Origin of the sequence: Nonomuraea sp. NPDC049141 (assembly GCF_040648415.1) — a bacterium.
Taxonomy (GTDB): domain Bacteria; phylum Actinomycetota; class Actinomycetes; order Streptosporangiales; family Streptosporangiaceae; genus Nonomuraea.
Genome location: NZ_JBEZDR010000004.1, coordinates 147,968 through 162,344 on the forward strand (window position 1 = coordinate 147,968; position 14,377 = coordinate 162,344).

At 68.1% G+C, this 14,377-nt stretch carries 14 protein-coding genes; 6 read left to right on the forward strand and 8 right to left on the reverse strand.

From position 1 onward, the window contains the following. Positions 1–8: 8 nt before the first annotated feature. The 3 genes from AB0B91_RS12975 to AB0B91_RS12985 are packed head-to-tail and all read left to right on the forward strand — an operon-like array spanning position 9 to position 1,256. Complete coding sequence (locus AB0B91_RS12975) at positions 9–557, forward strand: helix-turn-helix transcriptional regulator (protein ID WP_358318479.1); 549 nt, start codon at positions 9–11, stop codon at positions 555–557. Next, the gene (locus AB0B91_RS12980; RefSeq protein WP_358318480.1) at positions 494–952 is read left to right on the forward strand and encodes a DUF5753 domain-containing protein; all 459 of its coding nucleotides are present in this window, start codon (positions 494–496) and stop codon (positions 950–952) included. Before AB0B91_RS12975 ends, AB0B91_RS12980 begins: the two co-directional genes overlap by 64 nt. A gap of 25 nt (positions 953–977) precedes the next feature. After that, positions 978–1,256: a DUF397 domain-containing protein gene (locus tag AB0B91_RS12985; RefSeq protein WP_358318481.1), complete on the forward strand. Its 279-nt coding sequence runs from the start codon at positions 978–980 to the stop codon at positions 1,254–1,256. On the opposite strand, the gene AB0B91_RS12990 is transcribed toward AB0B91_RS12985, so the two are convergent. Both AB0B91_RS12990 and AB0B91_RS12995 read right to left on the reverse strand, forming a co-directional pair. Next, a complete protein-coding gene (locus AB0B91_RS12990; protein ID WP_358318482.1) occupies positions 1,216–1,905 on the reverse strand; it encodes a response regulator transcription factor in 690 nt (229 codons plus the stop codon). The genes AB0B91_RS12985 and AB0B91_RS12990 overlap by 41 nt on opposite strands. After that, entirely contained in the window at positions 1,902–3,299 is a 1,398-nt protein-coding gene (locus tag AB0B91_RS12995) for a histidine kinase (RefSeq protein ID WP_358318483.1), read from the reverse strand. Before AB0B91_RS12995 ends, AB0B91_RS12990 begins: the two co-directional genes overlap by 4 nt. 254 nt (positions 3,300–3,553) lie before the next feature. Between AB0B91_RS12995 and AB0B91_RS13000 the strand changes: the two genes are divergently transcribed. The 3 genes from AB0B91_RS13000 (at position 3,554) to AB0B91_RS13010 (ending at position 7,876) form a co-directional block, all read left to right on the forward strand. Next, positions 3,554–4,825 carry an alpha/beta hydrolase gene (locus AB0B91_RS13000; protein ID WP_358318484.1) on the forward strand — a complete coding sequence of 424 codons (1,272 nt, stop codon included), beginning with the start codon at positions 3,554–3,556 and terminating at the stop codon, positions 4,823–4,825. A gap of 109 nt (positions 4,826–4,934) precedes the next feature. Continuing rightward, positions 4,935–7,289 (forward strand): penicillin acylase family protein, encoded by a 2,355-nt coding sequence (locus tag AB0B91_RS13005; protein ID WP_358318485.1) that lies wholly within the window; start codon positions 4,935–4,937, stop codon positions 7,287–7,289. 11 nt (positions 7,290–7,300) lie between these two features. Further along, positions 7,301–7,876, forward strand: coding sequence for a class I SAM-dependent methyltransferase (locus tag AB0B91_RS13010; RefSeq protein WP_358318486.1), 576 nt, complete (start codon positions 7,301–7,303; stop codon positions 7,874–7,876). On the opposite strand, the gene AB0B91_RS13015 is transcribed toward AB0B91_RS13010, so the two are convergent. From AB0B91_RS13015 to AB0B91_RS13040, 6 genes are read right to left on the reverse strand one after another with little or no spacing between them, the layout of a single operon-like run. Continuing rightward, on the reverse strand, positions 7,791–8,759 hold the full coding sequence (locus AB0B91_RS13015) for an aldo/keto reductase (protein WP_358318487.1): 969 nt from the start codon (positions 8,757–8,759) through the stop codon (positions 7,791–7,793). The genes AB0B91_RS13010 and AB0B91_RS13015 overlap by 86 nt on opposite strands. 9 nt (positions 8,760–8,768) lie before the next feature. Further along, positions 8,769–9,752 (reverse strand): aldo/keto reductase, encoded by a 984-nt coding sequence (locus tag AB0B91_RS13020; RefSeq protein WP_358318488.1) that lies wholly within the window; start codon positions 9,750–9,752, stop codon positions 8,769–8,771. A gap of 3 nt (positions 9,753–9,755) precedes the next feature. Beyond that, a complete protein-coding gene (locus AB0B91_RS13025; RefSeq protein ID WP_358318489.1) occupies positions 9,756–10,658 on the reverse strand; it encodes a carbohydrate ABC transporter permease in 903 nt (300 codons plus the stop codon). Positions 10,659–10,667: 9 nt separating this feature from the next. Then, complete coding sequence (locus AB0B91_RS13030; RefSeq protein WP_358318490.1) at positions 10,668–11,567, reverse strand: sugar ABC transporter permease; 900 nt, start codon at positions 11,565–11,567, stop codon at positions 10,668–10,670. Continuing rightward, entirely contained in the window at positions 11,564–12,985 is a 1,422-nt protein-coding gene (locus AB0B91_RS13035; RefSeq protein ID WP_358318491.1) for a sugar ABC transporter substrate-binding protein, read from the reverse strand. The genes AB0B91_RS13030 and AB0B91_RS13035 overlap by 4 nt, the downstream gene beginning before the upstream one ends. A gap of 19 nt (positions 12,986–13,004) precedes the next feature. Next, positions 13,005–14,300, reverse strand: a complete 1,296-nt coding sequence (locus tag AB0B91_RS13040; protein WP_358318492.1) for an alpha-L-fucosidase — start codon at positions 14,298–14,300, stop codon at positions 13,005–13,007. Positions 14,301–14,377: the final 77 nt, after the last annotated feature.

A 14,377-nucleotide genomic window follows, 5' to 3' on the forward strand; every position in this document is an offset into this window, starting at 1 on the left:
GTGTCCATGTGCCCGGCGGCCGTCAGGATCTCTGCGACACACCGAAGGGCAAGCGACACCGAACGCTCCACCCCCGGCAACACGATCTCGCCCAGGAACTGCCCGCTCACATCCCCACCGTTGCCAGCACGCATCTGGCCAGGGAGCTTCGGGCTCAGCGTGACAATGCGGGCATGAGTCAAGAGGCCGTCGCCGAGGAGATGGGCTGGGCGGAAAGCAAGCTATATCGGATCGAGAACGACAAAAGCCGCGTCTTGCAGCGCGACGTCAAACGCCTTCTCAAGCTTTATGAGACTGAGGAGAAGCAGGCGGAGGTGATCGCCGAGCTTGGTCGCCTCGCGGGCGAGCCGGACTGGTGGCATCAATATTCGGGAGCCATCCCGGAGTGGTTCCAGGTCTATGTGGTGCTGGAGGCATCTGCCTCGCATGTCTTCGGCTACCAGTCGGAACTCGTTCCCGGAATCCGCAGACCGAAGGCTACGCGCGATCGATCATGTCCACTGCGCCCGAGCCCGACTCCGACGTCGAGGTCGACAGCCAGGTCCAGGTTCGAGTGAACCGCCAAGCCCGACTCACCGAGAAGAACCCGCTCAATGTCTGGCTTGTGCTGAATGAGGCTGTTATCCGCCGCACGGTAGGTGGGCCCAATGTCATGCGTGAACAGGTCGAGCACCTGATCAAGGTCGCGCAACTCCGCAACGTGACCCTGCAGGTCCTTCCGTTCACGAGTGGCGAGCACAGTGCCATGCACGGCTCGTTCAACCTCTTGAAGTTTCCGACGCCCGAAGATCCCGACAAAGTGTATCTAGAGCAGCAGATCGGGGGTATCTACCTGCAGAAGACGCACGAAGTGGAGCGATATCGCCTAATGCTCGATGATCTTCGCGTCCGCGCGCTCGGTCCTGGTGAGACGATCGCCGTGCTCCACGCAGTGCGGGCAGGGTTAGCGTGAGGACTGCAGTGAGGGAAAGCCCATCGTGGACCTAAACGCCGCAATCTGGCGCAAGAGCACTCGGAGCGGTAACAACGGCGGCGACTGCGTAGAGGTCGCCGTCGTGCGTGGCCGCGACGCAGGAGTCACCAACAAGGCCGGCGAGGAGTTCGTCGTTCTCGTTCGTGACACCAAGAATCGGGATCGTGAGCCGCAGGTGTTCACGATCCCGGAATGGGACGCTTTCCTGGATGGTGTGCGGGGTGGGCAGTTCGATTCGTCCGTCATGCTTGAGGAGTTGAGGGGCGTTCCGAGCCCGGGGTGATCAACCCGGTCTCGTACGCGAGCACGACCGCCTGAACCCGGTCCCTGAGGCCGAGCTTGGACAGGATGCGAGCGACGTGGGTCTTCACCGTCGTCTGGCTGAGGCTCAGTCGTTCGGCGAGTTCGGCGTTGCTCAGTCCGGTGGCGAGCAGGCGCAGCACCTCCAGTTCCCGGGGCGTCAGCTCCGACAGGTCGCGGTGGACGGCCGCCCTGGCCTCGTCGCGGCGGGCGAACCGTTCGACCAGGCGGCGGGTGATCGTCGGGGCGAGCAGGGCGTCGCCCGCGCGGACCAGGCGTACCGCGGCTACCAGGTGCTCGGGCGTGACGTCCTTGAGCAGGAACGCACTGGCCCCCATGGTGAGCGCGGCGTAGACGTAGTGATCGAGGTCGTAGGTGGTCAGGATGAGGACGCGGGTCTCGTCCGTGGCGCCTGCCATGATCTGCCGGGTGGCTTCGAGGCCGTCCATCTCCGGCATCCGGATGTCCATGAGCACGACGTCGGGCCGGGTGCGCCGGACGGCGGCGACGGCTTCGGCGCCGTTGGCCGCCTCGGCCGCCACCTCGATGCCGTCGGCGGCGAGGATCATCCCGAAGCCGCTGCGTACCAGCGCCTGGTCGTCGGCGATGACCACGCGCAGTGGCCTGCTCACGTCCATGGAACCCTCGCCTTGATCTGGTAGCCGCCGCCGCTCCTCGGTCCCGCCCGCAGGGTGCCGCCGTAGAGCGCGAGCCGCTCGCGTAGCCCGATCAGGCCCCTGCCCTGGCCGTCTCCGGCGCGCGTCATCTGCCGACCGCCGCTGTCGGTGACCCCGATCGTCTGCTGGCCGCCGGTGTCGGCGAGTTCGATCGCCTGCCCGCCGCCGGTGTCGGTGACCTCGATCTCCAGCCAGTCGCCGCTGTGGCCGATCGTGACGGACGCCGTCGCGCCGGCCGCGTGCTTGATCGTGTTGGTCAAGGCCTCCTGTACGACGCGGTACGCGGCCAAATCCACCCCCGGCGGCAGCGGGCCGGGCGGTGGAGCGACCTCGACGCTGACCGGAACTCCGGCTGCGCGAACCCGTTTGATCAAGGAGTCAAGCTGGTCGAGCCCTGGTTGGGGTTCGAGTCCGTCCGCGCCCGCCCGCGCGCTTTCCGGACCGGCGAGCAGGCCCATGACGTGGCGTAGTTCGGCCATGGCGGCCCGGCCGCCGGCTTCGACCGCCAGCATGGCCTGCTTCGACTGGGCCGGGGCCGTGTCCATCACCTTGCGCGCCGCTCCGGCCTGGATCACCATCACGTTCACATTGTGGGTGACGACGTCGTGGAGTTCGGCGGCGATCCGGGCGCGCTCCACCTCGACGGCCTTGCGCATGGCCTCTTCCTGAGCCTGCTGGAGTGCGGCGAACCGGTGACGGCCGGCGTCGAGCCGCTGCCTCCAGAACCGGCCGGAACTCGCGGCGACTCCAGCGCTCAGCACCACCACCAACGGCCCCAGCCAGCTCGGCAACGGTGGTACGGAGTCCTGGAAGGCCGCGCCGGCCAGGACGGTCGCGAGGACGAGGCCGCCCATCGCCAGCGCCCGGTGACGGCTGTGGGCCACGGCGCCATAGGCGGCGATGGCGAACGTCAGCACGGTGATCCAGGTCGCGTCGTCGGAGGTGGCCAACGCCGCGACCAGCACCACCCAGAAGGTGGTCAGCGGATACAGCCGCCGTACCGCCAGCGGCAACGCGGTCAGGACCACCAGGAGCGGAAACGGGCCCGAACCTTCCGAGTCGTCGGCGGAGGGATTGACCGGCCGTACCAGCCTGTCAGGCCGGACCTCGCTGCTTCGTGGCTGAGGAGCGGGCCGCAGTCGCAAGGGCTCCATCAAGGGGTGTTGCCGCACGTCGACGCGGCCGGGACCACCGTCTGTCGTGCTCGCCGTCGCGGCCACCGCGACCACCGTCAGGACGATCGCGAGCAGCAGGTCGGCGAGGAGGGACCGGCGCGAGGGCCGGGCGGGTTCCCGCTCAGGGCGCAGCGCATCCAGCCCAACCTGCCACCATCCACGTCGTTCGCTCACTGTCACTGATGCATTGTCCCGACTGCACGGTACGTCCCGCGTCAGCCTCGGTGACCGGGCCCGGCGTCCCCCAGGAGTACATCGCAGGGATGACACGGCCGGCGGTCGTCCTCAAGAAGGGGCCGATATCAACAGGACAGCCGACGCGGGCGAATCTCCCGCGCGCATAGCTTGCTTGCTGCCATCGGCCGCCCGTCGAGACTCCGTGGAGACTCCATCGAGGCGGCCGCTCCGATCAGGAAGGACGACAGTTCATGGGTCATGTGATCGCGCGGAGAACAACGCACCGGGGCGCCACCGCCGTCGCGGCGCTGCTCGCCTTCGTGGCCGCCACCTCCTGCGCCCCCGCGTCGGCAGCCGGGCCGGACCGGTCCGCCAGCCCCTCGCGCACGCCGTCGTCCACCTCCGCCAGGCCCGACTCCGCCAGGCCCGCCGCCGCCGGTCTGGCGTCCCTCCGAAACGGCGCGCCGTACCTCCCCAAACCGACCGGCTCCCAGCCGGTCGGCACCACGTCCCTGTACCTCAAGGACACCTCCCGCGCCGACCCCTGGGTTCCCAGCGTGAAGGCGAGGGAGCTCATGGTCTCCCTGTGGTACCCGGCGAAGTCCCGCGGTGGGAAGACGGCCCCGTACATGACGGCCAAAGAATCAGAACTTCTCATGAAAGACGGGGAAATAACCGATCTCCCGCTCGACCTGCTCAGCAAGACGCGGACCAACGCGATCACCGACGCGAAACCCGCAGGTCAAAGGCGCAGCCTGCCGCTGGTGGTGCTCTCCACCGGCTTCACCGAGCCCCGGAGCTCGCTCACCGCACTGGCCGAGGACCTGGCGAGCAGAGGGTACGCGGTGGTCTCCATCGGCCACACGTACGAGACCGAGACGAGTTTCCCCGGCGGACGGATCACCACCTGTGTGGCATGCGAGGTCAAGAAGAAGGACCAGACATTCTGGGACAAGGTGGGGGCGACCAGAGCGGCAGACGTCTCCTTTGTGCTGGACGAACTGACGCGTGCACACTCCAAATGGAAGAGCGCCGAGCTGATCGACCCGGCCAGGATCGCGATGGCCGGTCACTCGGCGGGCGGCGCGAGCGCTGTGGGGGCCATGCTCAAGGACTCGAGGGTACGCGCCGGGATCGACATCGACGGCACCGCGTTCGTCCCCGTTCCGGAGAGCGGGTTGTCGCGGCCGTTCCTCTTCCTCGGCACGCAGGCGAAACACAGCCCGGGCGGAGACGTCACGTGGGACAAGGCCTGGCCGAACCTGACGGGGTGGAAGCGCTGGCTCGTGGTGGCGGGGGCGGAGCACGTCTCGTTCACCGACATCGCCGTGCTGGGCGAACAGATCGGCATCTACCGGAACACCACCCTGCCCCCTGCCCGTTCCATGGAGATCACCCGCACGTACGTGGCGGCGTTCTTCGACCAGCACCTGCGCGGGAAGCCGCAGCCGCTGCTCAATGGGCCGTCTTCGCGTTTCCCCGCGGTCAAGCTGTGTGACGTCGAGCAGAAGACGTGCGCTTAGCCCCCTAACCGACCCCTCCGCGCCCCCTGAATATCCCGAATTCGCTGGCCGAAATCACCGCAGGCGTCCTGTCATGGAAGTCGACGAGGGGAACGAGAGGTGCTGTGCCATGCGGAGACGCCTGCGTGCCGGGGTGGCGCTGGTCGCCGGACTGATGGTGAGCCTGACGGCGCCGTCTGTCTCGGCGCAGTCACGGCAGGCCACGGAGCAGTACGTCCCGGGGCTCAGGCAGCCGGTTGAGCTGCTGGTGGACCAGTGGGGTGTGCCGCACATCTACGCGCGGAACACCGACGACCTCTTCCTCGCCCAGGGATTCAACGCCGCCAGGGACCGGCTGTTCCAGATCGACCTCTGGCGGCGCCGCGGCCTGGGCGAACTGTCGGCGGTATTCGGCCCCGCCTACGTGGAGCAGGACAAAGCGACGAGGATGTTCCTCTATCGCGGAGACATGGACCGGGAATGGTCGAGCTACGGCCCCGGAGCGAAACAGGCCGCGACCCGGTTCACCGACGGCATCAACGCCTACGTGCGGTTGCTCGCGGCGAATCCGGAGAGCATGCCGCCCGAGTTCCGGCAGCTCGGGTACGCGCCCGCGCTCTGGCGGCCGGAGGATGTGGTGCGGATCAGAAGCCACGGCATCTCCAAGAACGTCTTCAGCGAGGTCCTCCGATCGCTCCTTGTCTGCGCGGGAGGAATCAAGGCCGCCGGATCCCTGTGGCAGCTGGAACCCGAACGGACCGTCGCCCTGCCCAAGGGACTCGACCCCTGCGACGTGCCCGTAGACGTGTTGCGGACGTACGACCTGGCCACCCGGGGCGTGGTCGTCGAGAACGGCGCGTTACGCCTGGCCCCCGCCGACCCCGCGGGCGCCGAAGGCAGCAACGCCTGGGCCATCTCGCCGGGCCGGTCCGCCACGGGCCGGCCCATCCTGGCCAGCGACCCGCACCGGTCGCTGACCGCGCCCTCTCTGCGCTACCTGGCCCATCTGTCGGCGCCCGGACTCGATGTCATCGGGGCCGGTGAACCCGCGCTTCCGGGGATATCGATCGGGCACAACGGCACCGTCGCGTTCGGCCTGACCATCTTCGGCACCGACCAGGAAGACCTCTACGTCTACCAGCTCGACCCCGACGACCCGGGCAGGTACCGGTACGGCGACGGCTGGGAGCGCTTCAAGACGACCACCGAGCAGGTGCCGGTCGCGGGCAGCGCGCCGGTCGAGGTGGAGCTGCCCTTCACCAGGCACGGGCCCTTGCTCAAGATCGACCGGCAGCGCAACCTCGCGTACGCCCTGCGCACCACCTGGCTGGAGCCCGGCACGTCGCCGTACTTCGGCAGCCTGACGTACATGGGCGCCCGCGACTTCACGGAGTTCGCCACGGCTATGAGCACCTGGGGCGGGCCGCCGGAGAACCAGGTTTATGCCGATAAATCGGGCAATGTTGGTTGGGTGCCTGGCGGCCTCACTCCCAAGCGCACCGGCTACGACGGCCTGTTGCCCGTCCCGGGCGACGGCCGCTACGAATGGGACGGCTTCTACGACGGCGCCCGCCTGCCCCGCTCCTACAATCCGCGCCGGGGACTCGTCACCTCGGCGAACGAGTTCGACCTGCCCGCGAATCATCCCGTGCAGGTGGGGTTCGAGTGGGATCCTCCCTACCGCAAACAGCGGATCGACGAGGTGCTCGCGTCAACCCCGCGCAGTTCGGTCGCGGACTCGATCCGCCTGCAGTCCGACAAGGTGTCCAAGCCCGCCCAGCGGATCGTACGCGTGCTCGCCGGCCTGACCAGCACGGATCCGGACACCACGCGGGCGCTGGAGCTGCTCCGGTCCTACGACGGGGCGGCGGAGGCGGACTCGCCGGCGGCGGCCCTGTTCGAGCCGTGGTTCTCGCGCCATCTCGTGCCGGCCTTCCGCCGAGCGGTGCTGCCGCCGACGGTGGCGGACTTCATCCCGGTCACCGATGCCCGCCTGCTGGTCGACGCGCTGGAGAACCCGGAACGCTGGTTCGGGTCCGGAGGGACGGCCACGCGGGACGAACTGCTGGCCACGACACTGGCCGCCGCCTACCGCGAAGTCGCCGGGCGGCTCGGTGCCGACCCGCGGGTGTGGAAGTGGGGCGCGCTGCAGTACACCGAGTTCGCCGGCCCTGTCGGCGCGAACGTGGGACCCTTCCCCCGGGGCGGCTCGGCGTACACGGTGGACGCCTCCACCTACGACCCGGCCACGTACCGGCAGTCGTCCGGAGCGTCGTTCAAGATGGTGCTCGACGTCGGCCAGTGGGACAACTCCCGCGCGGTCAACGCTCCCGGCCAGTCCGGCGATCCGCGGAGCCCGCACTACCGGGATCTGGCGGAACGCTGGAGGTCGGGCGAGTACTTCCCGCTCCTGTACAGCCGCGCCCAGGTGGAACGGTACGCCGCGATCAGGATCACGCTGCGGCCGGGCGGACCTGGGCGATAGCTTCGCGTGTCATGGCGTTCAATCACAATGATCACTATCATCCGCTTCTGCTCAAGCAGATTCCGGAAGGGGCAGGCACCGCCCTGGATGTGGGTTGTGGGTCCGGCCGGTTCGCTCGGCGCCTGGCCGGGCGGGGGCTCGAGGTCGACGCGATCGATTCGTCCCTGGAAGCCATCGAGGTGGCCCGCTCGATCCCGGGTTCCGTACGGTACGAGCAGGCCGACATCGCGTTGGCCGAACTGCCGAGCGGCCGGTACGACTTCGTCTCGTGTCTGGCGAGCATCCACCACGTGCCGTTCGAGACGGTGAGCCTGTTGCGTGGATCGCTCGCCCCCGGTGGGGTGCTGGCGATCCTCGGCTGCTATCGGGAGAGCACGCCGGCGGACTACGCGACGAGCTTGTGCGCGGTGCCGGTGAACGCGGTCGCGCGCCTGCTGTCGAGGACTGGTGCGAAAGAGGAAGAGATGGTGGTCGCCAAGGCGGTGATGACCTTGCCGGAGATCAAGGCGGAGGCGGCGACGCTGCTGCCCGGAGCCGTGATCCGCCGTCTCCTGTTCTGGCGCTACCTGCTCGTGTATCGAGGCTGAGGGCCGGCCAGAGGGCGTCGGGGATGGGGTGGTCCAGGGCGGCGAGGTTGGTGGTGATCTGGGCTGGTTCGTGGGCGCCCACCAGGATGGAGTGGACCGCCGGGTGCTGGAGGGGGAACCGCAGGGCCGCGGCCGTCAGCGGGACGTCGTGCTCCTGGCACGCCGCGGCGATCCGCTGGACCTCCGGTGCGGCGTCGTCCGGGGGCGGGCCGGTCAGTTGACCGCGGTGCAGGAGGCTGGCCGCGACGACGGGGATGGCCCGCTCCTGGCACAGGGGTAACAGCTCCTCGAACGCCGACCGGCGCAGCAGCGTGCACTGGTTGGCGGCGAGCAGGAGGTCGGGGTCGGCGTGCTTGACGAAGTCGACGAGCATCCGCGACTGGTTCATGCCGACGCCGATCGCCCGCACCACGCCCTGGGCGCGCAGGTCCGCCAGGGCGGGGTAGGCCTCGTCCAGCGCCTGCGGCCAGTGGCGGTCGGGGTCGTGGATGAGCAGGATGTCGATCCGGTCCAGGCCGAGGCGGTCCAGGGAGTCCGCGACGCTGCGCAGGACGCCGTCGCGGGTGAAGTCCCACTCGACATGGTGATCGTCGGGGACCGCGAAGATGCTCGCCTCACGCGACCCGTTGGAGCCGGGCTTGACCAGCCGGCCGACCTTGGTGGACAGGAGGTATTCGGACCGGGGGCGGGAGCGCAGCGCCCGGCCCAGGCGCCGCTCCGCCAGGCCGAGGCCGTAGAAGGGGGCGGTGTCGAAGTAGCGGATGCCGGCCGCCCAGGCCGTGTCGATCACGGCCTGGGCCTGGGCGTCGGAGATGGGCTGGAGGTAGTTCCCCAGGGGTCCGCCGCCCAGGCCCACCCGGGGGAGGGCGAGTGAGGGAGTCACCGTGTGCTGCTACGCATCGACACCCGCCTCCTTGATGGCCCGGTCGATCTGGGCCAGTTCGTCAGTGGTGAAGTCGAGCCGGTCGACGGCCGCGACGTTCGCCGCGAGCTGCTCGGGGCTCGACGCGCCCACCAGTACCGACGTGATGCGCGGGTCCCGCAGCGCCCACGCCAGCGCCAGCTGGGCCACCGACTGCCCGCGGGCCGAGGCGAGCTCGCCCAGCGCGCGGACGAACGTCAGCACCTCGGGCGTGACCCGGTCGGCGGTGAGGAAACGGCCCTCGGCCGCCCGCGAGTCGGCCGGGATGCCGTTCAGGTAGCGGTCGGTCAGCAGGCCCTGGGCCAGCGGCGAGTACACGACGCAGCCCATGCCCTCGCGCTCCAGCACGCCCAGCAGCGACTCCTCGATGCCCCGCTTGATCATCGAATACACCGGCTGGTGCACCACCAGCGGGGTGCCGAGGTCGCGCAGCAGCCGGGCGGCCTCCGCCGTACGTTCGGGGGAGAAGTTGGAGACCCCGACATAGAGGACGCGGCCGGTGCGCACCATGTGGTCGAGGGTGCTCACCTGCTCTTCCAGCGGCGTGGCGTCGTCGTCGCGGTGCAGGTAGAAGATGTCCACGAAGTCGAGGCCGAGCCGGTCCAGCGAGCGGTCGAGCGTGGCGAGCAGGTGCTTGCGCGAGTTGCCCTTGCCGTAGGGGCCGTCCCACATGGGGTTGCTGCCCTTGGTGGTGACGACGATCTCGTCACGGTGCCCGCGCAGGTCCTGGCGGAAGATCGTGCCGAACGTCGACTCGGCGGCCCCGAGCGGCGGGCCGTACCTGTCGGCGATGTCGAAGTGGGTGATGCCGAGGTCGAGCGCCTTGTGCAGGATCGCGCGCTGGCTGTCGAGCGGTTTTCCGCCGCCGAAGTTGTGCCACAGGCCCAGCGAGACCGCGGGGAGCTGCAGGCCGCTGCGGCCACACCTTCTGTACGGCTGACGTTCGTAATTCAAAACTTACCTTCCAGCGATTCCGGTGAGCGTGACGCCCCGGATGAACGTTTTCTGTGCCAGGAAAAAGACGATGAGTATGGGCATCATAGAGATGATCGAGACGGCCATCATCTGGTTGTACTGGGTGACGTACTGGCCGCTGAACATGCCCAGCCCCTGCGCGAGGGTGATCTTGTCCACCGACCGGAGGTAGATGGAGTTCTCCAGATACTGGTTCCAGTTCCCGACGAAGGAGAACAGGCAGATCGCCGCGATCGCCGGTCTGGCCAGCGGCAGCATGACGCTCCACAGGATGCGCAGCTCCGAGGCGCCGTCGATGCGGGCGGCGTCGATGAGCTCCTGCGGGATCGTGGTGAAGAACTGCCGCAGCAGGAAGATGTAGAGCGCCACGCCGAAGAACTCCGGCACGATCAGCGGCAGATAGGTGTCCACCCAGCCGAGCTTGGAGAACATGATGAACTTCGGCACCAGGGTGATCTCACGGGGGATCATCATGGTCGCCATCAGCGCGCCGAACATGATGGTGGCCGCCGGTGCCCGCATCCTGGCGAAGGCGTAGGCGGGCAGCACGCACGAGAGGAGGTTGCCGGCCATGGACAGCCCGGTGATCACGATGGTGTTCACCAGGAACCTCGTGAACGGCAACGAGCCCGACCAGCCCTTGACGTAGTTCTCGAAGTGGAAGGAGTCAGGCAGCCACTGCGGCGGGAAGGCCAGGTTGTCCGCGTCGGACTTCAGCGAGGTCGTCAGCATCCACAGGAACGGCAGCAGGAACACCGCCGAGCTGACGGCGAGCAGGACATAGGCGCCGGTGCGCCGGATCCGCCTGATCCGATCGGCCTGCTCCACGGTCAGGGGCGGCCCCGGCCTGGTGCGCGCGGGCCTGGCCGCGGTCTCGACGAGCATCGGCGTACCTCACTTGAACTCGTAGTGCACCCAGCGCCTGGCCAGGCTGAACTGGATCGCGGTCACGGCGATGACCAGCACGAACATCGCCCACGACAGCGTCGCCGCGTACCCCATGTCGAAGTAGACGAAGGCGTGCCGGTAGATGTAGAGGCCCAGCACCATCGTGGCGTTGCCGGGGCCGCCCTCGGTCATGACGAGGATGAGCACGTAGCTCTGCAGCGCGGCGATGAACCCGGTCACCACGTTGAAGAAGATGACCGGCGACATCATCGGCACCGTGACGCTCCAGAACCGGCGCCACCACCCGGCGCCGTCGATCTCGGCCGCCTCGTAGAGCGTCTTCGGGATGCCCTGCAGGCCGGCCAGGTAGATGACGATCGTGTTGCCCGCGCCCCACACGCTCATCAGCACGAGCCCGGGGATGGCCCACTCCTGCGAGGCCAGCCACCCGGGGCCCTGGATGCCGATCGAGGCCAGCACCTTGTTGATCAGGCCGTAGTCGGGGTGCAGGATGTTCAGCCACAGCAGCGCGGTGGCCAGGCCCGACACCACCGAGGGCAGGTACATCACGGTACGGAACAGGCCCTGGAAGCGCAGCGGCTGGTTGAGCAGCAGCGCCAGCAGGAAAGTGAACGTCACACCGAGCGTCACCGCGCCCAGGCCGTACTCCACGGTGTTCCCGATCGACTCCCAGAACTCGGGGTCGTTGACCATGCGCTCGTAGTTGGCCAGGCCCACCCAGGTCGGCGACTGGAGCAGGTTCCACTTCATGAAGCTGAGCACGATCGCGGCCAGGATCGGGCCCACGCTGAAGAGCACGAACCCGATCGTCCACGGAGAGGTGAACAGGTAGAAGCGCCGCGCCTCCCTGCGGGCCAGAGTGCCGCGGGCGCTCACCGCGGTCATGCGATCTTGTTCTCGCTGAGGACCGGCGTGACCTTGCCGGCCATCTCCTTCAACGCGTCGTCCACGCCGATCTTGCCGAGCTGCGCCCGCTCCCAGATCGGTATGGCGGTGTCCACGACCTTCTTGTTGGCCGGCAGCCGCAGCACGCCGTCGTCCGAGGCGTAGTCGGCCATGATCTTCTTGACCAGCTCCGCCTCCTCCGCCGGGATGCCGAGCGCCTTGGCGTTGTCCTCCCACGCGGACTGGCGGGCCGGCGCGGCGATCCGGCGGAACTTGTAGCCGGAGGCCGACAGGTACTCGTGCATGTAGATCCAGGCGGCGTCCTTGTTCTGCGCCGAGGCCGCCATCACCAGCGCGCTGCCGACGGCCGGCGTGGTGCGGCCCTCCGGCCCCTTGGGCATCTGCGTGGCGCCCCACTTGAACGCCTTCTGCTTGGACAGCTCCAGCATGACCCACGCGCCGTTGAGGAACAGGGCCGCGTGCCCGGACTTGAACGGATCGACCTTCTCCAGCAGCTGCAGCTCGGCCAGGCTGGGCACCGCCTTGTCCTTGAGCAGCAGGTCCATCCAGCGAGCCATGACGTCCCTGGCCTTCGGATCGGTGATCATCACCTTGGACTCGGCCGCGTCCAGGAAGCGCCCGCCGAACGGCATCAGGTACACCGAGCTCAGGTCCGGCGCCGGCTTGGGCATCGGCGAGACGCCGTAGATCTTCTCCGCCCCCGACCCGCTGGTCAGCTTCTTGGCCGTCTCGAAGAGCTTGTCCCACGTCCAGCTCTCGTCCGGGTAGTCCAGCCCGGCCTTGTCGAACAGGTCCTTGTTGTAGAAGAGCAGCTTGGGCGCCATGTCGGTGGGCAGCCCGTACAGCGCGCCGTCCCGCTTGAAGTAGCCGAGCCCGCGCTGCGGGATGTCCTTCATGTCGAACTCGGGCGTCTTGGCGATGTAGTCGTCCAGCGGTTGCAGGACCTTGTTGGCGATGAGGTTCTGCGTCCAGGAGTAGTGGTTGTAGAGCACGTCGGGCAGCGAGCCGCCGGCGGCCTGCGCCATGTACTTGGTGAGGAACTGGTCGAACGGCGCCGACTCGCGCTTGATCTCGATGTTCGGGTGGCGCTTTTTGAAGAAGAAGTCGAACTGCGCGTTGCGTACCTCGGTGACGGCGTCCGTGGTGAACGCCAGCGTGATCACGACCTTGGACGCCGGGTCGGGCACGTCCGTCTTCGGCCAGGTCAGCGAGTTGTTGAGCTGCTCGGCCTCCTCGAAGGGCCAGTCATCGCTGGCCGGTCGGTTCGGGTCGATCACTTGGGCGCCCGACTTGACCGGGGCCGCCGCCTGCTTCGCCTGACGGTTGTCGCCGCAGGCGGACAGTATGGGCGCGGTCGCCGCCGCCACCGCGAGGGCCAGCATCTGCCGACGGTTCATCTCCATGGGGGTGGGCCTTTCACAGGAAGAGCTCGATCACCGGCACGGCCACGTCCGGGCGCTGGACCGGGAGTTGGAGGGTGAGGGTCTCAGGCGGCAGCGTCCCCAGTTGGGAGTTGCCGCTGTCGACGGCCGGGTCGGGGACCAGCCTGCGGATCTCCGAGGCGTCGTTGAGCAGCTGCGCGTAGCGGACCTTGCCCGCCAGCCCCGGCAGGTGCAGATGCCGGTACGGCCAGGCGAGCAGGTGCACGTAGAGCCGGTCGCCACGCTGCGTGTAACGGCAGTCCGGCGGCGCCTCGAAGGTGCTCGGGCCCGCGCCGTAGATGGAGCGGCCGTGCAGCCGCATCCAGTCCCCGATGCCCCGCAGCGTCTCCAGTGCCCGGGGGTCGAACGCGCCGCGCCCGTCGGGGCCGACGTTGAGCAGCAGGTTGCCGTTCTTGGAGACGCTGTCGACCAGCATGCGCACGAGCAGGTCGACCGACTTGTAGTCCAGGTTGTCGCGGTCGTAGCCCCAGCTTCCGTTGAGCGTCTGGCACGCCTCCCACACCTCGGCGGGGGCCGCGGCGGGCTGGAACTGCTCCGGAGTGGTGAAGTCGCCGGGGATCTCCAGCCGATTGTTGATCATGATGTCCGGTTGGAGCCTCCTGACCAGCGCGGCCAGTTCTTCCGAGCGCCAGTCGGCCGCGCCCTTCGCGCCCGGTGTGAGCTTCCCGTTGCGCCGCCGGTTGGTGTAGGAGAAGTCAAACCACATGGTGTCGATGCGGCCGTAGCGCGTCAGCAGCTCCTCGACCTGCCCATGCAGATAGGCCTGATATTTCGTGATGTCTCGGTCATTATTGGTCAGACCTTCACGCCATGCGGGATGCAGTCCGTCAATGGGAAAGTCAGGGTGATGCCAATCGAGCAGCGAGTGGTAGAAACCCACGCCGAGCCCTCGGCCGCGGAAGGCCTCGACTATCGGGCCGACCAGGTCCTTGCCGTGCGGCGTGCCCGCCACCGAGTAGTCGGTGAGCGCGGAGTCCCACAGGCAGAAGCCGTCGTGGTGCTTGGTCGTGAGCACCATGTACCGCATCCCCGCTCCGGCGGCGGCCTCGGCCCAGGCGTCCGGGTCGAACAGATCGGGATCGAAGTGCTCGAAGTAGGGCTGGTACTGCTCGTCCGTGAGCCCCTCGCGCTGCTTGACCCACTCGTGGCGAGCGGCGAGCGCGTACAGGCCCCAGTGGATGAACAAGCCGAAGCGTTGCTCCCTGAACTCGGCCAGCCGGGCAGGAGAGATCCGATGTGTTGATCCGTCGGCATCCGATGCGTGAGGCATGGCCGTACCGTAGACCTGGTAATTAACTTCGTCAAGAATTGAATTGCAAGCGCTTGCAACCTAGGCTCAGGCACGTT

What these genes read in the sequence shown, in the direction of transcription:
- AB0B91_RS12980 (WP_358318480.1), top strand. Translation starts at nt 494, where the DNA reads ATGTCCACTGCGCCCGAGCCCGACTCCGACGTCGAGGTCGACAGCCAG.
- AB0B91_RS13000 (WP_358318484.1), top strand. Translation starts at nt 3,554, where the DNA reads ATGGGTCATGTGATCGCGCGGAGAACAACGCACCGGGGCGCCACCGCC.
- AB0B91_RS13005 (WP_358318485.1), top strand. Translation starts at nt 4,935, where the DNA reads ATGCGGAGACGCCTGCGTGCCGGGGTGGCGCTGGTCGCCGGACTGATG.
- AB0B91_RS13010 (WP_358318486.1), top strand. Translation starts at nt 7,301, where the DNA reads ATGGCGTTCAATCACAATGATCACTATCATCCGCTTCTGCTCAAGCAG.
- AB0B91_RS13025 (WP_358318489.1), bottom strand. Translation starts at nt 10,658, where the DNA reads ATGCTCGTCGAGACCGCGGCCAGGCCCGCGCGCACCAGGCCGGGGCCG.
- AB0B91_RS13030 (WP_358318490.1), bottom strand. Translation starts at nt 11,567, where the DNA reads ATGACCGCGGTGAGCGCCCGCGGCACTCTGGCCCGCAGGGAGGCGCGG.
- AB0B91_RS13035 (WP_358318491.1), bottom strand. Translation starts at nt 12,985, where the DNA reads ATGAACCGTCGGCAGATGCTGGCCCTCGCGGTGGCGGCGGCGACCGCG.
- AB0B91_RS13040 (WP_358318492.1), bottom strand. Translation starts at nt 14,300, where the DNA reads ATGCCTCACGCATCGGATGCCGACGGATCAACACATCGGATCTCTCCT.